General features: G+C 70.6%; 20 protein-coding genes. 4 read left to right on the top strand and 16 right to left on the bottom strand.

The window, feature by feature from the left end:
• Positions 1–59 precede the first annotated feature (59 nt).
• The 3 genes from ACWCP8_RS05540 (at position 60) to ACWCP8_RS05530 (ending at position 1,798) form a co-directional block, all read left to right on the top strand.
• Positions 60–848, top strand: a complete 789-nt coding sequence (locus tag ACWCP8_RS05540) for a GNAT family N-acetyltransferase (RefSeq protein ID WP_451114324.1) — start codon at positions 60–62, stop codon at positions 846–848.
• 329 nt (positions 849–1,177) lie between these two features.
• Entirely contained in the window at positions 1,178–1,372 is a 195-nt protein-coding gene (locus ACWCP8_RS05535; RefSeq protein ID WP_352268379.1) for an antitoxin, read from the top strand.
• 78 nt (positions 1,373–1,450) lie between these two features.
• Positions 1,451–1,798 (top strand): DUF427 domain-containing protein, encoded by a 348-nt coding sequence (locus tag ACWCP8_RS05530; RefSeq protein ID WP_451114322.1) that lies wholly within the window; start codon positions 1,451–1,453, stop codon positions 1,796–1,798.
• Between the two features lie 263 nt (positions 1,799–2,061).
• On the opposite strand, the gene hypE is transcribed toward ACWCP8_RS05530, so the two are convergent.
• The 16 genes from hypE to ACWCP8_RS05450 form a co-directional block, all read right to left on the bottom strand.
• The gene (gene hypE, locus ACWCP8_RS05525) at positions 2,062–3,162 is read right to left on the bottom strand and encodes a hydrogenase expression/formation protein HypE (protein WP_451114883.1); all 1,101 of its coding nucleotides are present in this window, start codon (positions 3,160–3,162) and stop codon (positions 2,062–2,064) included.
• A 13-nt stretch (positions 3,163–3,175) separates the two neighbouring features.
• Positions 3,176–4,300 (bottom strand): hydrogenase formation protein HypD, encoded by a 1,125-nt coding sequence (hypD, locus tag ACWCP8_RS05520; protein ID WP_352268380.1) that lies wholly within the window; start codon positions 4,298–4,300, stop codon positions 3,176–3,178.
• Positions 4,297–4,617, bottom strand: a complete 321-nt coding sequence (locus tag ACWCP8_RS05515; protein WP_451114320.1) for a HypC/HybG/HupF family hydrogenase formation chaperone — start codon at positions 4,615–4,617, stop codon at positions 4,297–4,299. The genes hypD and ACWCP8_RS05515 overlap by 4 nt, the downstream gene beginning before the upstream one ends.
• A 49-nt stretch (positions 4,618–4,666) precedes the next feature.
• Positions 4,667–7,078 (bottom strand): carbamoyltransferase HypF, encoded by a 2,412-nt coding sequence (gene hypF / locus ACWCP8_RS05510; protein WP_451114318.1) that lies wholly within the window; start codon positions 7,076–7,078, stop codon positions 4,667–4,669.
• Entirely contained in the window at positions 7,075–7,995 is a 921-nt protein-coding gene (gene hypB, locus ACWCP8_RS05505; protein ID WP_451114316.1) for a hydrogenase nickel incorporation protein HypB, read from the bottom strand. The genes hypF and hypB overlap by 4 nt, the downstream gene beginning before the upstream one ends.
• A gap of 3 nt (positions 7,996–7,998) precedes the next feature.
• Complete coding sequence (locus ACWCP8_RS05500) at positions 7,999–8,391, bottom strand: hydrogenase maturation nickel metallochaperone HypA/HybF (protein WP_352268384.1); 393 nt, start codon at positions 8,389–8,391, stop codon at positions 7,999–8,001.
• 129 nt (positions 8,392–8,520) lie between these two features.
• Positions 8,521–8,625, bottom strand: coding sequence for a DUF6893 family small protein (locus tag ACWCP8_RS05495; protein WP_382837099.1), 105 nt, complete (start codon positions 8,623–8,625; stop codon positions 8,521–8,523).
• Between the two features lie 19 nt (positions 8,626–8,644).
• The gene (locus ACWCP8_RS05490; protein ID WP_352268386.1) at positions 8,645–9,193 is read right to left on the bottom strand and encodes a hydrogenase maturation protease; all 549 of its coding nucleotides are present in this window, start codon (positions 9,191–9,193) and stop codon (positions 8,645–8,647) included.
• Positions 9,190–10,638, bottom strand: coding sequence for a hypothetical protein (locus tag ACWCP8_RS05485; protein ID WP_451114313.1), 1,449 nt, complete (start codon positions 10,636–10,638; stop codon positions 9,190–9,192). The genes ACWCP8_RS05490 and ACWCP8_RS05485 overlap by 4 nt, the downstream gene beginning before the upstream one ends.
• Positions 10,635–11,336, bottom strand: coding sequence for a DUF6084 family protein (locus ACWCP8_RS05480; RefSeq protein WP_355996678.1), 702 nt, complete (start codon positions 11,334–11,336; stop codon positions 10,635–10,637). Before ACWCP8_RS05480 ends, ACWCP8_RS05485 begins: the two co-directional genes overlap by 4 nt.
• The gene (locus tag ACWCP8_RS05475; protein ID WP_451114310.1) at positions 11,333–12,004 is read right to left on the bottom strand and encodes a DUF5947 family protein; all 672 of its coding nucleotides are present in this window, start codon (positions 12,002–12,004) and stop codon (positions 11,333–11,335) included. Before ACWCP8_RS05475 ends, ACWCP8_RS05480 begins: the two co-directional genes overlap by 4 nt.
• The gene (locus ACWCP8_RS05470) at positions 12,001–12,624 is read right to left on the bottom strand and encodes a hypothetical protein (protein WP_451114308.1); all 624 of its coding nucleotides are present in this window, start codon (positions 12,622–12,624) and stop codon (positions 12,001–12,003) included. The genes ACWCP8_RS05475 and ACWCP8_RS05470 overlap by 4 nt, the downstream gene beginning before the upstream one ends.
• Complete coding sequence (locus tag ACWCP8_RS05465) at positions 12,621–14,405, bottom strand: nickel-dependent hydrogenase large subunit (RefSeq protein WP_352268393.1); 1,785 nt, start codon at positions 14,403–14,405, stop codon at positions 12,621–12,623. Before ACWCP8_RS05465 ends, ACWCP8_RS05470 begins: the two co-directional genes overlap by 4 nt.
• Positions 14,406–14,507: 102 nt before the next feature.
• On the bottom strand, positions 14,508–15,593 hold the full coding sequence (locus tag ACWCP8_RS05460; protein WP_352268394.1) for an NADH-quinone oxidoreductase subunit B family protein: 1,086 nt from the start codon (positions 15,591–15,593) through the stop codon (positions 14,508–14,510).
• A gap of 59 nt (positions 15,594–15,652) precedes the next feature.
• Positions 15,653–17,437 carry an enoyl-CoA hydratase-related protein gene (locus ACWCP8_RS05455; RefSeq protein WP_451114306.1) on the bottom strand — a complete coding sequence of 595 codons (1,785 nt, stop codon included), beginning with the start codon at positions 17,435–17,437 and terminating at the stop codon, positions 15,653–15,655.
• 214 nt (positions 17,438–17,651) lie between these two features.
• Positions 17,652–18,176 carry a DoxX family protein gene (locus ACWCP8_RS05450; protein ID WP_352268396.1) on the bottom strand — a complete coding sequence of 175 codons (525 nt, stop codon included), beginning with the start codon at positions 18,174–18,176 and terminating at the stop codon, positions 17,652–17,654.
• Between the two features lie 205 nt (positions 18,177–18,381).
• Between ACWCP8_RS05450 and ACWCP8_RS05445 the strand changes: the two genes are divergently transcribed.
• Entirely contained in the window at positions 18,382–20,403 is a 2,022-nt protein-coding gene (locus tag ACWCP8_RS05445; protein ID WP_451114303.1) for an oxidoreductase, read from the top strand.
• Positions 20,404–20,455 lie beyond the last annotated feature (52 nt).

Here is a 20,455-nt window from a genome sequence, read left to right as displayed (position 1 = left end):
CTGAACCCGTCGTACAGGCCGCCCCTTTCCCGTACACCCGGCCCCGGAAGGAACCAGCCGTGATCGAACTCCTGCCGCACCAACTTCCCGCACACTCACGCTGGTTCCCTGCCGGAGCGCCGGGACCGGCGGCCCTGGCCGAGCATGTCCTGACCACCGGGATCGGCCGCTTCTGTGCCGACCACGCCGTCCAGCCGCGTGCGATCGCCGTCGACTGCGCCGCCCATGTACTGCTGCGTGGCGATCCCGGCGCACTCGTCCCCGCGGAACTCGCACCGCTCGGCTCGCGCTACATCGAGGCACCTGCCCGATTCCTTCCCGTCCTCGGTGCTTCCTTCGACCGGATCATGCCGTGGGAGCGCATGGTCTACATACAGCAGGAGGAGCCGACCTCCCTTGCGCGCACCCCCAAGGGTGTGGCCGTACGCCGCATCACCGCCGCCGATGCCGGCGCACTCGTCGCGCTCGGCCCGGGTGCTGCCTGGATACATGCCAGCTGGGGCGGCCCGGCCGGGCTCGCCGCCTCCGGGCACGCCTGGGGCGCCTTCCGTCAAGGCGAAGCCCTCGCCGTGGCGTGCACGTACTTTCTCGGCAGCGCGTACGAGGACCTCGCCGTCTTCACCACCCCCGACCACCGCCGCCGGCAGCTCGCCCTCAGTTGTGTCACCGCACTCTGCGCCGACGTCACGGCACGCGGCCACACCCCCAGCTGGAGCTGCTCCCGCCACAACAGGGCCAGCCGGCTGCTCGCCTGGAACGCCGGCTTCCGCCTGGTACGCGAGTACGTCCACCACGCCACCGGTGCACCGGCCGTCCGCGGGATATCGGGGACGAGAATTCCCGCGTGATGCCCCACCCGGCACTGCGGCAGCTCGCGGCACGGGTCCACCGCGAGACGCCCCGCACGGTCTTCAGGGTCTCCGATCCGGGGGGAGCCTGCCCGACTGCGCCGGATGCCGGCTCGGTCGACCCGCGGGGCGCGCCGTCGTCGGCGTGCGGCGAGTCAAGGCGTACGGCACACCGGCGGGCGGTGCAGGGAGGACGCTCGCGCCGCATCCGGGCGGCACGAAATGTGTACAGGCGGCCGTCATGGCGTGCGCGCGGTCCCATGCGGATGCGAAGTGCGGCACAAGTGGCGACGCTGGAAGTGTCAGGGTGAACGCACCGAGGAGGACCCATGTCCATGATGGACAAGATCAAGCACATGCTGAAGGGCCACGAGGACCAGGCGGGCAAGGGCATCGACAAGGCGGGTGACACCATCGACGACAGGACCCAGGGCAAGTACACCGGCCCGGTCGACACCGCTCAGGACAAGCTCAAGGGCCAGCTCGGTTCGGACCGCGGCCAGGACCAGCCGCCGCAGACCTGACCCTCGCCAGGCCGTTGCACCGTCAACAGGCCACTGCCGCCTCGCCTGCTCATGTCGTGAGCAGGCAGGGGCGGCCGGATGTCCGGTCGATTCCCCACGCGGTGTGGTCGAGACCCCTGCCGTGCCGCTCTGCGTCTTTCCCCGGGACGATGTCCGCACCGATCTGCTCCGACCGGCGGCCGCACCCGACACAGGAGCGCACTCCGGTTCCACACTCTTCTACGACCTCCCCCGCGAGGACGTCCGCGATCTTTTCGCCTCGACCTTTTCGCCGCGACCGGGCTGCGTACGGGATGCCCGTACAAGGGGACGGTCGAGTACTGGTCCGTGGCCGATACGGACAGCGACGCACCGGCGAATGTGGCGTGGAGCTATCCCGATCCCGCCCCCGCCGCGGGGGCGGTCAAGGACCTCATCGCGTTCTAAAACGAAGCCGTCGACATCATCGTGGACGGAGAGCGGCTGGAACGCCCCACCACCGGCTTCACGCGGCGTCCGGTCGGCTGACGACGCGCCGTATCGGGCTCGTACGAGCCCGATACGGCGTCCTCGCCCTTGCGCCGGTGCCCGCGCACGCCTCGTACGCATGGTCAACGGGAAGCGGGCATGGCCATGCGAGTCGCCCTTCATCCCAGGGTCGCCACACGTCCTGGCTTCGCATCCGAGCGCCGCGAACGGGGGGCGACGGCTCAGCAGATCCGGGGCAGCTGCTCCCCGATCGGCAGGTCGACCACGCGCGTCCCGCCGAGCCCGGTGCGGGCAACGACCATGCCTGGATGCGCCTCCACCGCCTCGCCGATGACGGCCGCCTCCGCTCCCAGCGGATGCGCCCGCATCGCCTCCAGAACGGCTTCGGCGTGCTCTCGGGGGACGAACGCGACGAGCTTTCCCTCGTTGGCCACGTACATCGGGTCCAGGCCCAGGATGGCGCAGGCGTTGGCCACGGCAGGCGGGACCGGGATGTCGCGTTCCTGGAGGACGACACCGGTGCCGGAGGCCGTCGCGATCTCGTTGAGCGCCGCGGCCAGCCCCCCTCGTGTGGGATCGCGCAGGACATGGAGGTCGGGGGTGACCGCGAGCATGGTCTCCACCAGCCCGCCCAGGGCCGCGCAGTCGCTCTCGATCTCCACGCCGAACTCCAGGCCCTCGCGCACACTCATGATCGCCACGCCGTGCATGCCGATCGCACCGCTGACGATCACGACGTCGCCGGGGACCACCCGCTGAGGACGGAGGTCGACGCCGGCCGGGACCAGTCCGATCCCGGCGGTGTTGATGAAGATGCCGTCGCCGTGACCGGCGTCCACGACCTTGGTGTCGCCGGTCGCCACCTCGACGCCCGCCGCGCGCGCGGCTGCGCCCAGCGCGTTGGCCACGCGTGCGACGACCGAGACCTCTACGCCTTCCTCCAGGATGAAACCGCACGAGAGATAGGCGGCCCGGGCGCCGCTCATGGCCAGGTCGTTGACCGTGCCGTTGACCGCGAGGTCGCCGATGCTGCCGCCGGGGAAGAACAGCGGCCGCACGACGTACGAGTCCGTGGAGAAGGCCAGTCGGGCGCCGCCCAGCGATACCACGGCCGAGTCGGTCAGTTGCGCAAGCACGTCGCCCCCGTAGCCGGGCGCGAAGACGTGCTGGACCAGTTCGGCCGAGAGTGCCCCGCCGCCGCCGTGGCCCATCACCACCCGCGGCTGGTCGCGCAGCGGTGCCGGGCAGGTCCATGCCGTCAGGTCGAGTACGGGCGGCTCGCCGGGGGTGGCCGTGGCCGTGGCGGTGCCGGTGGTGTTCAGTGCTTCGGTCGTCTCAGGCAACGGGGCTCGTCTCCCTGGCTGCGGTGGTGATGTCCAGTCGCCGGTAGAGGTAGTACGCGGCACAGGCGCCCTCGCTGGAGACCATGGTGGCCCCGAGCGGGTTGCGCGGAGTGCAGGTGGTGCCGAACGCCTCGCACTCGTGGGGCTTCAGCAGTCCTTGCAGGACCTCACCGCTGCGGCATGCGGCGGGCTCCTTTGTGTCGATGCCGGTGACGGAGAAGCGGTACTCGGCGTCGTAGTCCCGGTAGCGCGTGGAGAGCCGCCAGCCACTGTCGGGGATGGTGCCGATGCCGCGCCAGGCGCGGTCGGTGACTTCGAAGACGTCGTCCAGCATGGCAAGCGCCGCGGGGTTCCCGTCCGGGTGCACAGCGCGCGGGTAAGCGTTTTCCACGGTGTGCTCGCCGCGCTCCAGTTGCAGGACGGTGCGCCGTACGCCTTCGAGGATGTCCAGCGGTTCGAAACCGGTGACCACGATGGGCACCCGGAACCGTTCGGCCAGCTCCGGGTACTCCCGCGTGCCCATCACGCTGCACACGTGACCGGCGGCGAGGAAGCCCTGCACCCGGCAGCTCGGCGACTGCATGATCGCCTCGATGGCCGGGGGGACCCGCACATGGGACACCAGGAGGCTGAAGTTCGCGATGCCGAGTCTGCGTGCCTGATACACCGTCATGGCGTTGGGCGGTGCGGTGGTCTCGAATCCGATCCCGAAGAAGACCACCTCGCGGTCGGGGTTCTGCTGGGCGATCTTCAGGGCATCGAGTGGCGAGTACACGACCCGCACGTCGCCGCCCTCGCTGCGGACCCGGAACAGGTCACGGCCGGTTCCGGGGACCCGGAGCATGTCCCCGAACGAGCAGAAGATCACCTCGGGGCGCGAGGCGATGGCCAGCGCCTTGTCGATGACCTCCAGTGGCGTGACGCAGACGGGGCAGCCCGGACCATGGATCAGTTCGACCTGTTCCGGCAGGAGTTGATCGATGCCGTGCCGGATGATGGTGTGCGTCTGTCCGCCGCAGACCTCCATCAGCGCCCAGGGCCGGGTCACGACGGAGTGGATGTCGTCGAGCAGTCGGCGCGCCAGATCCGGGTTCTGGAACTCTTCGATGTACTTCACTGCTGAACCTCCTGCGGTGCGTCGGCGCCACCGGACCCGGACGTCGGACCGGCCTCCGCGACCCGTTCCCATGAGTCCCCGAACTCCTCCTGGAGCAGGCCAAGTTCGGCGAAGAGTTCCAGCGTCTTCCTGGCCGACTCCTCGTCCAGCCGCTGCAGGGCGAACCCCACATGGACGATGGCGTATTCACCGACCTGGAGATCCGGCAGATACTCCAGGCACACTTCTTTGACCACACCGCCGAAGTCGACGGTGGCCATCCGGGTACCGTCACGCTCCTCGATGTCCATCACTCTGCCGGGTACTGCCAGGCACATGGCTGCTCCTTGCTGTGGGGGGCGTTGCCCGGCTCCGCCGGGCCGGACGTCAGTCGGCGGCTGCGCTGGTGCGCGCCGCTGCGTTGCGGGTGGCCACCATGAGCTGGCCGAGCGCCAGTCCGCCGTCGTTCGGGGGGACCTCGCGGTGGCGCAGGACGGTGAAGCCGTTCTCGTTCAGCGTCCGGGCGCACCGGGAGGAGAGCAGGGTGTTGGCGAACACGCCGCCGGTCAGGGCTACTTCGTGCAGGCTGTGCTGCTCGCGGGCTGCGCGGCACACCTGGAGCACGACGTCCGCGACGGCCGCGTGGAAGTGTGCGGCGACCAGTGTCGGCTTCGCACCGGCACGCACGTCGTCGACGACGGCTGCGAGTACCGGCGAGGGGTCCATGATCAACGGCTGCCCGTCGCCCGAGTCCGCCGGGCGCAGCGCGAAACCGTAACCGGGCCCGGGGTCCGCGGCGGCGCCGACCGCGGCGGCCTCCAGTTCGACGGCCGCCTGGGCTTCGTACCCGGCGCGGTGGCAGACGCCCGCCAGCGAGGAGACTGCGTCGAACAGCCGACCCATGCTGGAGGTGGGGACGCAGTTGAGGTTGCGCTCCAACTGGCGGAGCAGCACACGTCGTTCGTCCGGTGGGCAGGCTGCTGTGCAGGGCAGATCGTCCGTCCAGCCGATGCCTGCCGCGTACAGATGTGCCAGCGCCATCCGGTAGGGCCGGTGCACGGCGGCGTCGCCGCCGGGCAGCGGCGCGTACGCGAGGTGTGCGAAGCGGTGACAGGCGTCGTAGTCGGCCAGCATGATCTCGCCGCCCCACACTGCCCCGTCGTCCCCGTATCCGGTGCCGTCGAACGCGACGCCGATCACTCGGCGGCTGCCGTCCCGGCCGTGCTCGGCCATCGCGGCGGCGATATGGGCGTGGTGGTGCTGTACGCGCACGACCGGTCGGCCGTCGGCCCGGCGCAGCGCCCACTGGCCGGTGCGGTAGCCCGGATGCCGGTCGGTGGCCAGGATGCCGGGCCGCACGCCGGTGAGGGTCTCCAGGTGCTGTTCGGCACGTGCGAAGGCGTGCTGCGTGTCCAGGTCGTCCATGTCGCCGACATGGGCGGACAGCCAGGCCCTGCGCTCCTCGGCGAGGCAGAAGGTGTTTTTCAGGTCGCCGCCGGTGGCGAGGGTCGCAGGCACCGGGTGGGGCAGGGACAGCGGCAGCGGGGCGTAGCCGCGTGAGCGGCGTACGACCAGCCGCTCCCCGTCGCAGACGCGCACCACGGAGTCGTCGCAGGGCACATGGATCGGGCGGTCGTGCGTGAGCCAGGCGTCGGCCAGACTGGCGAGCCGCTCCAGCGCCTCGTCGTCGTCCGTGACGATCGGTTCACCAGCCACGTTGCCGCTGGTCATGACGAGCAGGCGCGGTCCCGGCGGGTCACCGGGCAGGCCGAGCAGCAGGTGGTGCAGCGGGGTGTACGGGAGCATGACGCCGAGGTCGGGGCTGCGTGGGGCGACGGCATCGGACGGCCAGGGGGTGCGGGGGTCCGGGCGGGCGTCGGCGCGCCGCCGCAGCAGGACGACGGGCCGGACACCGCCGGTGAGCAGGGCCCGCTCCTCGCCGCCCACATGCACGAGGTGCGCGACGTCGTCGATGTCCCGGGCCATGATGGCGAACGGTTTGTCGCCTCGGGCCTTCCGGCGGCGCAGCAGGGACACCGCGGCGGAGTTCTCGGCATCGCAGGCGAGGTGGTAGCCGCCGAGCCCCTTGACCGCGAGGACCGCACCGTCCGACAGCAGCCGGCGTGCCTCGGCGACCGGGTCGCGTCCGGCTGCGCACTGCGCGGGCGTGGTGTGGTCCGGCCGCCCGACGAGCAGTCTCAGCCGGGGCCCGCAGGCGGGGCAGGCGACCGGCTGGGCGTGAAAGCGCCGGTCCGCGGGGTCGGCGTACTCACGGGCGCAGTCGGCGCACATCGGGAAGCGGGCCATGGTCGTGTGCGCGCGGTCGTACGGCACTGCGGTGACGATCGTGAACCGGGGCCCGCAGTGCGTACAGGTGATGAACGGGTGGCGGTGGCGCCGGTCGGCCGGATCGGCCAGTTCGGTGAGACAGTCGGCGCAGGTGGCCGCGTCCGGGGAAACCAGTGTGCGGGCCGGTCCGTCGGTGTGGGAGTCCACGATGCTGAAGCGGGATCCGCCCGCGGCCGGGACCTCCGTGTGGTCGACGGAGTCCACCCGGGCGAGCGGGGGTGCCTCCGCTGCGATCCGGTCGCAGAACAGGGCCACGGCGGCCGGGGCGCCCTCGACCTCGGCGACGACCCCTTCGGTGGTGTTGGTGACGTGTCCGGCCAGGCCCAGTCCGGTGGCCCGGGCGTAGAGGTAGGGCCGGAATCCGACACCCTGCACGACGCCGCGGACCACGACCCGTCGGCGCTCCACGGCTCCCGCGAGGGCGGCGGCACCGGGCTGTGGGGTCGTCACGAGCGGTACTGCTCCGCGGAGTCGGGTGCTGTCGTCATGACGAGCGGCTCGTCGGGGTGCGCGTGGGCGTGGGGCCCGGTGTGCGGGTGTTCGTGGGTACCCAGGTCCGGATGTGTGTGCGTATGCATGCCGGTGTGCGCGTGGGTGTGGGTGTGCGAGCCGTGGTCAGGATGGGTGTGGGTGTCGTCGTGCGTGCTCATGTCGCCGTGGGTGTGCTGCTGGTACGGGTGCTGCCGGGCCATCACCGGTGTGTGGACCGGGGCGCCTTCACCGGCGGCCAGGGCCCGGTCGAGCAACGTGCCTACCCCTTCACCGCGGCGGGCGGCGGTGAGCACCACTTCCACACCGGGGTTGACCTGCTGGACATGGGCACGGAACGCGGCCTCGTCGAAGTCGACGGCCTCTGCGATGTCGGTCTTGGTGACCACGACGAGCTGGGCCAGTCCGAATGCGGTGGGGTACTTCAGCGGTTTGTCCTCGCCTTCCGTCACGGAGGCGAGGACGACCCTGAGCGTCTCCCCCAGGTCGTACGAGGCGGGGCAGACCAGGTTGCCCACGTTCTCCACGAAGAGGATCCGGGTCCCGTCGGGCAGCCAGTTGTCGAGATGGCGGCCGAGCATGCCGGCCTCCAGGTGGCAGAGTCCGTCGGTGAGTACCTGCTTGACGGGGGCGCCTGACCGGGCCAGGCGTACGGCGTCGTTCTCGGTGGCGAGGTCTGCGGTGAGTGCGGCGACCGGCACTCCTCTTTCGCGGGCCCGACCGAGTTCGCGTTCCAGCAGTTCGGTCTTGCCGCTGCCGGGGCTGGAGAGCAGGTTGACGACGGTGGTGCCGCGGGCCGTGAGCCCGGCTCGCAGGCTGTGCGCCGTCGCGTCGTTCTTGGCGAGTACCGCCTGCTGCAGGTCGACTTCACGGCACATCGTTCAGTGCTCCTGGGAGATCGGTTCGCGGGTGTGTTCGGGTGCGGGGCCGTCCTGCCAGTGCACGCTGAGGATCTGCAGCTCGCGGCCCGACAGGAGTTCGGCGGTCGCCTCGCCGCAGACCGGACAGCACAGCTGCGGCGGCATGCCGACCGCCCATTCGTCCGCGCAGGGCACGCACCGCGCGCGGGCCGCCACGGAATCGATGACGAGTTCGGCTCCGTCAAGGACGGTGCCGGCGCAGGCGAGTCCGAAGCAGAAGGACAGGGCGTCGGGGACGACTCCGGCCAGTTCGCCGACCTGGAGCCGAACGGACCCGACCGAGGTGGCTCCTCCTGCCTGAGCCGCCTCTTCCACCTGGTCGACGACGGCCATGGCGATCGACATCTCGTGCATTGGTTCTCCGTCCTGCACTGCGTCATTACAGCGGCGGGTCACGGGGGCCGGCGGACCGGCTCGCCGGTACCCGTGCGGCACATGCACCATTCGGTGCAGCCATGGGCCGGGCCCGGGCGGCAGGTGGCGTCACATGCTGCGCATCCGCAGATAGCGCCTGACGTCGGGCAGGATCTGCGCGACGACGACGGCGACAACGGCGGCGCTCAGGCCGCAGACAATGATCTTCTTCATGGTGGTGGGTTCCTTCTGCTCAGTTCATGACGGGTCCGGCCGCCGTCCGCCGGGCTTCGGCCGGACGGTCGGCTGCTTGTACGAGGTCCAGGACCATCCGTACGGCGTGTGGCACCGCTGCGGTCACGGGGGCGCTCAGCCCGATCCCTTCGTCGACACTGCCGGGTTCGCAGCCGACGACGAACGTGCGCCTCGGCGGTACGGCTCCGGTGCCCGCGCACAGGGTGCCGAGCAGTGCCAGGACGGCGTCGGGGGACATCCGGTGGCCGTCGAGCAGCGCGTTCTGCGGTTCGACGGCCCCGGGTTCGTCAGCCTCGATCAGATACAGGGTTCCGGGGCTGCCACCGCGTGCGGTGGCGTCGATCAGGACGAGGGTGTCGTATCCGTCGAGGAGCTGATAGGCGAGATGGACGCCCCGTACGCCGATGTCGACCATCTCGACGTGGTCGGGGAGCCGGTGCGAGGACAGTGCGCGCACCGTCTCGACGCCGAAGCCGTCGTCGCCGAGGAAGATGTTCCCGATCCCGGCAATGAGAGTTCTCGCGTGCTTCGGCGCAAGGGCGTTCACGCGTCCTCCAGGGGGGCGATCTCGTCCGGCTGGAAGTACAGGAAACGTCCCTGCTCGCGGCGGATGTCCGCGCCCGGGTCGCCCTCCACGGTGACCGCGAGGTGCACTCCGCCGTCGACGTCGTGGAGCACTGCTTCGACCTGTGCGCTGCGGCCCTTGAGAAACAGGTCCTGGGCGTCGGTCCGCCGCAGCCCCGGTCGCAGGAGAACCCGGCTGCCCACGCCCACGGACCGTCCGTCCACCAGGATCCGGTCCCGGGCCGGGTCGGCGGTGTCGTCGCTCGCCGGGTCCCACCACGGGGTGTCGGGCCGGAGTACGCCACGGGTGTCGATCAGGTCCACTCCGTCCGGGACGGGGTCCTGCGAGGCGGGCGAGGGCGTGTCGGGGCCGGTGATCTCCCGCAGGGCCCGTACCGCTCCGTGCAACCGCTCCAGGACCTCGGGGGGCATCGACTCGGCCAGGTCGATGACAGCTGCCGCCCGGGGATCGGTGCCACGTGCCTCGCGCTTCTCCTGGTCGGTCAGAGCCGCCGTGCGCAGGGCGAGGATCTCGTCGATCTCCGTGGCGTCGTAGAGCGTACCCGGGCTCTCGGGGGCGATGGCCGGATGGTCCTCCAGGATGATCGGGGACGACAGCATCAGGTCGGCGCGCCCGGGTTCCCCGGCGAGCACCGGCCAGGTGTGCAGGTTGCGGCAGGCCGCGACCGCACCCTTGGCCCATTCGGGCGGGTCCGTCATCGAAAGGAACGATCCCGCGCTGAGACCCAGCAGCAGGTGCGCGGCGACCAGCGACCGTGGGAGCGCGGCGTCCCGGTCGACCTCGGCGGAGTCGGGCGTCCAGGCGGTGGTGTTCTCCACCACGGTGGTGAGCCTCATGACCCGGTAGGGGCCGTCGAGTTCGCGGGCGGACAGCCGCACAGCACCGCTGATCTCCTCGCAGCGGCGGACCAGGCGGCCCACCGTCCGCCCGTCCGCGTCCAGGACGGGTTCGATCTCCTCGCGGGCGGGCCGGGTGAAAGGGACGGTGACTCCGTCCCCGGCCAGTTCGGCGACGTCCACGACCACTTCGACGCGATCCTCGGCGCCCTCGTCCCACGGGACCAGCACCCGGTCTGCCAGGTCGAGTCGGGTCACGGTCTCGAACGTGCCGTCGTCGAGGACCTGTTGCACCGTCCGTCGCTGGGCGTGCAGGAACCGTGCCTCGACGGCGAGCGTCGCGCCGGGCTTCGGCTCCATCAGGCACTCGGTGTGCTGGAAGTCGTGCTCCTCGCGGTCGGCGCCCCAGCCGGGCGGTACGAGCACCCCGAACTGCCAGCGCAGCCGGTTCTTGGCCGCGGAGGCCCGGTACGGGTACAGCACATAGCCCTCGAAGAGGACGGTGTCGGCGACCTGCCGGGCGGTGGCGAACCGGGACTCCAGTGCGGGCGTGAACAGTGATGCGGTCACGGCGCCGTCCTCTCGGTGACACGGGGCAGTACGGGCCGGCGCACCGGGCGCTCGGGGGGCGGCGTCCCGGCGGCTCCGGCCAGGTCGATCAGTGCCTGGACGGTCGCCTCCCAGGACGGCAGGGCCTGCCGCGAGCGGAAGGCGAGCAGCGCCTTCATGGCGTCGCGCGGCAGCCGGATCCAGCCGCAGCCCGGGAAGTGCTGCTCGATCATGTCCTTCCACACCGCCACCGGCATCCGGCAGGAAGCCTCGCGGTCCCAGGGCACCGGCTCGACGTTGAAGCCGCTGTCCCCGGTGAAGGCGGTGCCGGAGAAGAGCAGGAGGAGCGGCACCTCGCCGTCCTGGAGCGCGTCGAAGTACCGTGCCGCGGCGACGTCCAGGTCGTAGGTGCAGGGCACGACGAGGTCCACCTCGGTCTCGGTCGTGAAGGACGGGACCATGAGGGAGACCTGGGCGAACTGCACGGGCTGGAGCGTGTTTCCCCAGCGTGAGCGGTCACCGAAGAGGTCGTGCAGTCCGTCCGCCTCGGCCTGCTCGTAGCCGCGCCGGGCAGGTTCGATACGGATCTGGCAGCGTAGCGCGAGGGCATGCACCCGGGCTTCCGCAGACGCGGTGATGCGCAGCCGGAAGACCAGCGTGGGGCCCGCCGCGTACGGGTCGGCGCGGACTCCGGTGCAGGTGAAGGCGAATTCCGTCACCGCGGCTGCCCCTTCTCCTGGGTCCGGGCAGCGCGTTCCTCGACGTGCGCGAAGAACGCCTTGAGGTCGGCCCTCGCCTCGGCTCCGCCGTCGAAGCCCTGCCAGAGGAGGCGCATGCGTCCCACCAGCTCGTAGCAGATGTCGATCGGTACGAGGTAGCACTCGGCCCGGCCCTCCGTGCGGCGCATCAGCAGCGCCTCGACGTCGGGTTCGAGCAGTGCGGCGAGGCGAGTGGTGCCGAGCACGGTCTGCCAGGTCTCCGGGTCGAGTTCGCTCTCGGTGGCTCCGGCCGGGCTCGGGTAGAGCGCGACCAGCCGGTCCAGCGCGGCGTTGCGGAAGAAGAACGCGACGCCGACCGGAATCTGCAGGAGTTCCCACGCACCGTCGTCGAGACGGTGGTCCGGATCGGACAGATAGCGGTCCGGGACCGTTCTGAAGCGTCCGTGGGCTGCGCCCGGCCGCTCGAAGAGCAGGGCGCACGGGGTGCACGCGCAGGCCAGCGCCCGCTTCTCGGTGTCCACGAGATGCCGATGGCCGCCCTCGGTCACGGGCACGCCGCACAGCTCGCAGCGCTCCTGCCGGGGTTCCGGCGGCATGGTGAACCTGCGCAGGCCTCGGGGGCGGGCAACCGGCGCCGGGCGCCCGGCGAGCGCCTGAGGTGCGATCATGGCGCCTTCGCCTCAACAGCCTGCCCGGCTCCGGAAGTTCCGGCCGGCGGGCGAGTGGCGATCTGGAGCAGCGGTGGCTCCCGGTCGGTGGTCGAGGACTCCATCTCCACCTGGTTCACTTCCGGTACGAAGCAGGCCAGCGCGTCCTCGACGCTGCGCCGGGTCGCCGCCCCCGTGCTCGGGCAGCCGCAGCCACCGCCACCGCCGTCACCGGCTTCGGACGAGGGGCGCAGCCGAAGAATGCCGGTCTCCTCGTCGAAGCCGACGACCTCGACAGGGTCACGGACGGAGTCGAGGGCGCGCGCGATGCGCGCGCCGATGTCCTCCGGGTGCAGGTCGTGCAGGGCCAACAGGCTCGACACGAGTTCGTCGTCGAGCAGTGCGGCGAGCGGTCCGTTGCCGGTACCGCGATCCGCGGGGGTGCTGAGGCGGTCGACGATACGGGCCAGGCCGGCGCCGTAGAAGTCCATCAGGACCCGCACCAGATCCTCGGCCGCGGCACCCACTTCCTGGTCTCCGATGGCGGTCAGACGGTCGAGCAGCTCTTCGACCCGCTGTCCGGCCTCCACGGCGTCGACGGCTCGCGGCGGTTCGACGGCCGACGGGGCTGCGGCGCTCATCCGGCCAGTCCGCTCAGTCCGGTGGGAACATGCATCTGCTTGACGGTCCTGCCGTCGCCCACGTACATGTGGACGCCGCACGGCAGACAGGGGTCGAAGCTGCGGACTGTCCGCATGATGTCGATGCCCTTGAAGTTCTCCGGGGTGTTCTCCTCGAAGATCGGTGTGTTCTGCACCGCGTCCTCATAGGGGCCGGGGGTGCCGAACGTATCCCGGGTGCTGGCGTTCCACGGAGTGGGCGGATAAGGGTGGTAATTGGCGATCTTGCCGTCCCTGATCACCATGTGGTGGGAGAGCACCCCCCGTACGGCCTCCGTGAAACCGACGCCGATGCTCTCGTCCGGCACGTCGAACTTCTCCCAGGTCTGGGTGCGTCCGGCGCGGACCTCTTCGAGCCCCTTCTCGGCGCAGTGCAGCGCGATCGCGGCGGCGTACGCCTGGAAGTAGGTGCGGGCGCGGTTGCGTTCCAGCGCGTTGCTCCACTTCGGGATCTTCCACTCGAAGGTGGTCTCGGGCTTGGTCATCGTGCGCGGCAGGTTGATGACGACGCTGTGCCCGGTGGCCTTCACATAGCCGACGTCGACGAGCCCGGACAGGGCGGTGGACCAGAGGCGGGCGATGGGGCCGCCGCCGGTGTCCAGTGCCAGGTGGTCCTTGCCGTCGAACCAGCGGGGCGACATCACCCAGCTGTACTTGTCGTCGAAGTTCCGCTTCTGCGGGGCGGGGATGGTGTGCTGGTTCCACGGGTGGCGGGGGTCCACCGGGTTGCCCAGCGGGTCGTGGGTGACGAACTGTTCCCGGCCCTGCCAGTCGTCGTAGTACGAACTGCCGAGCAGGATCCGGATGCCGAGGTTGATCTCGGTGAGGTCGTTGGTGACCAGTTTGCCGTCCACGATCACGCCGGGGGTGACGAACATCTTCCGTCCCCAGTCCGTCATGTTGGCGTACGTGAAGTCGCAGTACTCGGGGTCGTTGAGCGCTCCCCAGCAGCCGAGCAGCACCCGTCGGCGGCCGACCTCCTCGTACCCGGGCAGCGCCTCGTAGAAGAAGTCGAACAGGTCGTCGTGCAGGGGAACGACCCGCTTCATGAACTCCACGTACCGCATGAGGCGGCTGAGGTAGTCCGTGAAGAGCTGGACGGACGCGATCGTTCCCACACCGCCCGGGTAGAGCGTGGAGGGGTGCACATGGCGCCCCTCCATCAGGCAGAACATCTCCCGCGTGTAGCGGCTCACTTGAAGAGCCTCGCGGTAGAACTCCCCCTCGATGGGGTTGAGGGAGCGCATGATGTCGGCGATCGTGCGGTAGCCGTGCTCTCCGGCGTGCGGCGCCTCGGTGCGCTCGGCGAGCTCCAGGACTCCGGGGTTGGTCTCGCGGACCATCTTCTCGCAGTAGTCGACCCCGACCAGGTTCTCCTGGAAGATGTTGTGGTCGAACATGTACTCCGCCGACTCGCCCAGGTTGATGATCCACTCACCGAGGTGCGGCGGCTTCACCCCGTAGGCCATGTTCTGCGTGTACACGGAACATGTGGCGTGGTTGTCGCCGCAGATCCCGCAGATGCGGCTGGTGATGAAGTGGGCGTCCCGGGGGTCCTTGCCCCGCATGAAGACGCTGTAGCCACGGAAGACCGACGAAGTGCTGTAGCACTCCGCGACCCGCTTCTGCTTGAAGTCGATCTTCGTGTGGATGCCGAGACTGCCTACGATCCGGGTGATCGGATCCCAGGCCATCTCGACGAGGCCACTGCCGTCACCGGCCACCTTCGTCGTGGGTGCCATTGTGTGTGCCATAACCCTTCTGGGAAGCGGGAGTTGAGGGAGGGGGAGCGGGGCGCAGGTGGGCGGTCCGTCGATCGCGGGGCGGTGGCGCCGGGCGGTCGGTCACCAGGGCGGGCGGTACCCGGTGGTCAGCTTCTTGCCCGTGTGACGCCACTTCGGTTCCTTGTCCACAGTCCTGGCCGTGACCGACCGGAGTCTGCGGATCACCGCCCCGTACGCTCCGCTGGCGCCGACGGAGACCTTGCCGCCGGGCGGTTCGTCCATGAACGGCATGAACTTGTCGGGGAAGCCCGGCATGGTGCAGGCAATACAGATGCCGCCGACGTTCGGGCAGCCGCCGATGCCGTTCATCCAGCCGCGCTTGGGGACGTTGCACTTGACGACGGGGCCCCAGCAGCCGAGCTTGACCAGGCACTTGGGCGAGTCGTACGTGGTGGCGAACTGGCCCTGCTCGTAGTAACCGGCCCGGTCGCACCCCTCGTGCACGGTGGCGCCGAAGAGCCAGGTCGGGCGCAACTTGTCGTCCAGCGGAATCATCGGAGCGGAGCCCGCCGCCTGGTAGAGCAGGTAGGTGAGGGTCTCCGAGAAGTTGTCCGGCTGGATCGGGCAGCCGGGCACGCACACGATCGGAATGCCGGCCTTCGAGGTCCAGTCCCAGCCCAGGTAGTCGGGCACGCCCATGGCACCCGTCGGGTTGCCGGCCATCGCATGGATGCCGCCGTAGGTGGCGCAGGTTCCGATGGCGACGACCGCCAGGGCCTTGGGCGCCAGCCGGTCGATCCATTCACTGGTCGTGATCGGCTGGCCGGTCTCCGGGTTGTCGCCGAAGCCGCACCAGTACCCCTCCTGCTTGATCGACTCGTTGGGGATGGACCCCTCGACGACCAGCACAAAGGGATCGATCTCGCCGCGTTCGCCCTTGAAGAACCACTCGATGAAGGTGTCCGCACCGCCCACCGGACCGCTTTCGAAGTCGATCAGGGGCCAGTGGACCTGGATCTTCGGAAGGCCCGGCAGCACGCCGAGGACGATTTCCTCGATGCTCGGCTGCATCGCCGCCGTCAGCGACACCGAGTCGCCGTCACAGCTCAACCCCGCGTTGATCCAGAGGATGTGGATCGGGGACTCCTCGTCGGCGGCCGCACCGTCTGCCCGGTCGCCGACCGTGTTCGCTGTTGCTGCATCCATAGGGATGTCTCCTTGGGGAGCTCTGCGCCGAAAGCCCACTTTTCGGCCTTCATGTCCAGCTAACCGTCAGTCGGTCCAGGTACATCGGCGAGCGCCGCCGTTGCGGTGACGGCGCGGTCCCGGACGGCGGACGGATGTGCCGTGCGCCTTCCGGGTACGCCGATGCCGAGGTGGGGCGGCGTCCGGGTCGGGGGTTCCTTGCGTACGAAGGCACGGCGCAGGCGGTGGTACGGCGCGTCCGGGTCGAAGAAGATGGACCGCATCGCGGCCAGTTCCTCCTGCCGGTAGACGGCCAGCGGCTTGAGCGCCTCCTGGCGCTCGAGCGCCGTCTTCTTCCGGGCGATCCGTGTCTGTGCGGCGGTCGACGAGGCCAGCCGGACGGCCAGTCGGACGGTCTCGCCCGGGAAGTCCTGGGGCCGGCAGGCGATGGTCCGGTCCACCAGGCCGAGCCGCTCGGCGGCTTCGGCGCCGAGCGGCAGCGCTTCGCCGACGAGCCGCTCGGCCGTCTCGGGCCCCACCCTGCTCGGCAGGGTGCGGGTCCAGTACTCCGAGCCGGACAGTCCCATCAGCCGGTAGTGCGGGTTGAGCACCGAGCCCCGGCGGCACCAGACCTCGTCTGCGGCCAGCGCGAGCATCGCTCCGCCGGCGGCGGCGTTGCCGCCCACGGCGGCGACCACCAGTCGGTCGGTGGTGGCCAGCACGGCCTCCACCAGGTCGTTCATGGCGTTGATGTTGACCCAGGACTCCTCGGCGGGGTCGGCCGCTGCCTCGATGACGTTCAGGTGGATGCCGTTGGAGAAGAAGTCCCGGCCGCCGCCCAGCACCAGGACCGAGGTGGGCCGGGAGCAGGCGGTCCGGTAGGCGTCCAGGAGGCGCGTGCACTGCGTGGTGCTCATCGCCCCGCCGGGGAACGAGAACGTGAGACGTCCGACGGCGCCGGTCTCCTTGTAGCGAATGTCGGTCCAGGTTCCGCGGCGCCCGGGTGCGTCCGGCGGGACCGGGTCCGCGGGCAGCGGCGGCAGCCGGTCGCCGAGTGCCAGGACGGCGGGGAGCTTGAACGGGGCGGGCTGTCCCGGCTGCCGCCTGGCGCGCAGCTCCGGGATCCATACGGCGCCGTCGACGGTGGCCCGGCAGACCCCGCCGGCCCGCGTGGCCAGCAGCTCTCCGGGGCGGCCGCGCAGCCGGTCCTCGGGGTGCCCCCCGTGCAGGAACCACTCGCCGCCGAGCAGTTCGTCCAGCGCGCCGGGGTGCGAGTCGGCCGCCCGCAGCTTTCGCAGCACCGTCTCGGTGGAGTCGGACCGCCAGTCGATCCGCCGGAGTTCCTGACGGAAATACGGCCGGGTGCCGTCCGTGGCACGTGCGCTGACCTGGGGCCGGGGGGTGTACATCCCCGAGGCGAACCGGTCGACGGCCCGCAGCACCGCCGTCAGCGCCGCGTCGGAGACCTCGTTGCGGTACAGGTCGCTCTTGCCCACCGGCGGTACGGAGAATTCCACCGACGCCCAGACGTCTCCGGCGTCCATCTCCTGGTCGGCCTGCAGAACCGTTACCCCCCAACGGGTGACGCCCTCATGGATCGCCCAGTCGAGCGAGGACGGTCCGCGGTCGCCGACGGGTCCTGGATGGACGATGAGGCAGGTGTGCGCCGACCACACGTCGCGCGGGATGGCGGTCCTGAGCATCGGAGCCACGATCAGGTCCGGTGCGAACCCTCGGACCGCGTCCCGCAGATGGCCGTCGGAGAGTGCGAGTCCGACCGCCACGGTGTGGCCCCGGTCCCGCAGCTCCGCGTGGACGCGCTGAGTAAGGCTGTTGAACGCACTCGCGACAAGAAGGATGTGCACGGCGGACTCCCAGCGGCTCTGAGGTTCTGCGGCTCCCGACCGGAGCGGGTCCGGCCGCCTGCAAGCCTCGGACACACCCGACGGGCTCCGTCATCACCGGGCAGCGGAGTCACTCGAAAGGAGGAACGTCCTGCGGCCACCCGACGGCCGAAAACGCAGCCATGGGGGCGACGGTGCGTCAGGGCGGCCAGGGCGGCCCTGACGCACCGTCGGCTCAGTTGTCGGCCGCGCTCTTCCTCAGCCCCCTGGACCGCTTCCCGACGACGGCCACGACCCCGGCCGCACTGCCCGCGAAGGCGAGGGCGACGATCCAAGGCCGGTTGAGGAGGTGATAGGTCGCGTGGTCGAGGGAGTACCGGCCGGGGCCGGTCAGGCCGATCGCGGCGGCGGTGAAGCCGAGGAAGGCCGGGTATTCGTACCCGCCGCCCTGCGCGAAGAAGCCCGCGGGCGCATGGACGGCGACGGCGGCCGACATGGCACCCGCCGCGGCCGCTCCGGCGGCGGGGGTGGCGAGGCCGAGGGCCAGCAGCACGCCACTGCCCGCCTCACCGAGTCCGGCGGCGACGGCGCTGTGCCTGGGCGGATGGAATCCCATGGCCTCCATGCCCGCAATGGTTGCCTCCATGCCTCCGCCGCCGAACCAGCCGAACAGCTTCTGACTGCCGTGCGCGGCCAGGACCGCGCCGGTGCCGACGCGCAGGACGAGCAGGCCGAGGTCACGCCGGTCGAGGCAGGGCATGGGGGTCTCCGTGGGGGTTCGGGTGTGTTCCGGGTTACGGATCCACTCTCCGCGCCGCGGCGGGTGGACGTGCCCTGGTGCTACTCCGTCCGGGGCCGCCGTCCGGTGGTGAGCAAATGCGACGCAGGTCATTGTGCAACTTGTTGCACAATGACGTTTCGGTGGTCTACAACTGGCGCAACGACACTGTGTGAGGAGCCGCCGGATGACCCCGTACCCGAACCTGCTGAGCCCGCTCGACCTCGGGTTCACCACCCTCCCCAACCGGGTGCTGATGGGATCGATGCATGTCGGCCTGGAGGAGGCGGAGCGCGGCTTCGAGCGCATGGCCGCGTTCTACGCGGCCCGTGCCCGCGGCGGTGTCGGCCTCATGGTCACCGGTGGCATCGCGCCGAACGACCGCGCCCGCCCGTATCCCGGCGGTGCCAAACTGACCACCGAGGCGGAGGCCGAGCAGCATGCTCAGGTCACCGCCGCGGTGCACGCGGCGGGCGGCCGGATCGCCATGCAGATCCTGCACTTCGGCCGGTACGCGCACCATCCGGACCTGGTGGCGCCGAGCGCGATCCAGGCCCCGATCAGCCCGTTCACACCGCACGCCCTGACCGACGACGAGGTCGAGGAGACCGTCGAGGACTTCGTGCGGACCGCGGAACTGGCGCGACGGGCGGGCTACGACGGTGTCGAGATCATGGGCTCCGAGGGCTATCTGATCAATGAGTTCATCGCCGCCGGAACCAACCACCGCACCGACCGCTGGGGCGGTTCGTACGAGAACCGCATCCGGTTCCCGGTCGAGATCGTGCGCCGGGTCCGCGAGCGGGTCGGCAGCGACTTCATCCTGATCTACCGGCTCTCGATGCTGGACCTGGTGCCGGGCGGCTCCTCGCTGGACGAGGTCGTGCAGCTCGCCCGGGCGATCGAGGCGGCCGGGGCCACGATCATCAACACCGGGATCGGCTGGCACGAGGCCCGCATCCCCACCATCGCGACGTCGGTGCCGCGCGGCGCCTACACCTGGGTCACCGAGAAGGTACGCGGGTCCGTCTCCGTACCGCTGGTGACCAGCAACCGGATCAACACCCCTGAAGTCGCCGAGGAGATTCTCGCGTCGGGCCGTGCGGACATGGTGTCGATGGCCCGGCCGTTCCTCGCCGACCCGGACTTCGTGACCAAGGCGGGCGCGGGCCGCGCCGACGCGATCAACACCTGCATCGGCTGCAACCAGGCGTGCCTGGACCACACGTTCAGCGGGAAGATCACCTCCTGTCTGGTCAATCCGCGCGCCTGCCACGAGACCGAGGCCGAGCTCACCCTGTCGCCGACCCGGACCCGTAAGCGCGTCGCGGTCGTCGGCGCCGGGCCCGCGGGTCTCGCGTGCGCCGTCTCGGCGTCCGAGCGCGGGCACGCGGTCACGCTCTTCGATGCGGCCGACGAGATCGGTGGCCAGCTCAATGTGGCGCGCCGTATCCCGGGCAAGGAGGAGTTCAACGAGACGCTGCGCTACTTCCGTACCCGGCTCGCGGAGCAGCAGGTCGAGCTCAGGCTCGGGACGAAGGCCACGCCGGACACCCTCGACGGCTTCGACGAGATCGTCCTCGCCACCGGTGTCACGCCCCGCTCCCCCGTGATCGAGGGCCTCGACCACCCCAGCGTGGTCAGCTACCTCGATGTCCTGCGGGACGGGGCGCCGGTCGGTGAGCGGGTCGCGATCATCGGTGCGGGCGGGATCGGATTCGACGTCGCCGAGTTCCTGACGGACGGCGGTGACGCGGCGAGCCTCGACCCCGAGGTGTTCTTCCGGCACTGGGGGGTCGACACCGGGTACCGGGAGCGCGGCGGTCTGCGCCTCCCCGAGCGCCCCAAGCCGCCGCGCACCGTCCACCTGCTGCAGCGCAAGGCGAGCAAGGTCGGCGCGGGGCTCGGGAAGACGACCGGGTGGATCCACCGCACGGAGCTGCGGCACCGCGGCGTGACGATGATCGCGGGCGTCGCGTACGACCGCATCGACGACGACGGTCTGCATCTGACGGTCGACGGCGAACAGCACCTCCTGCCGGTCGACACGGTGGTGCTCTGCGCCGGACAGGAACCCCGGCGCGAACTGCACGAGGAGCTGCTCGCGGCAGGCCGTACGGCGCACCTGATCGGCGGCGCCGACGTGGCCGCCGAGCTGGACGCCAAGCGGGCGATCCGCCAGGGCACGGAGCTCGCCGCCGCGCTGTGACAACGGGCCGCTCTGCGCCCGGGGCCCACGGCTCCGGGCGCGGCGCCGTCCT

The sequence above is a fragment of the Streptomyces sp. NPDC002206 genome, from assembly GCF_053593595.1.
Note: the sequence above shows the minus strand (reverse complement) of the source record. Positions and strands in the feature narration are given on the sequence as shown.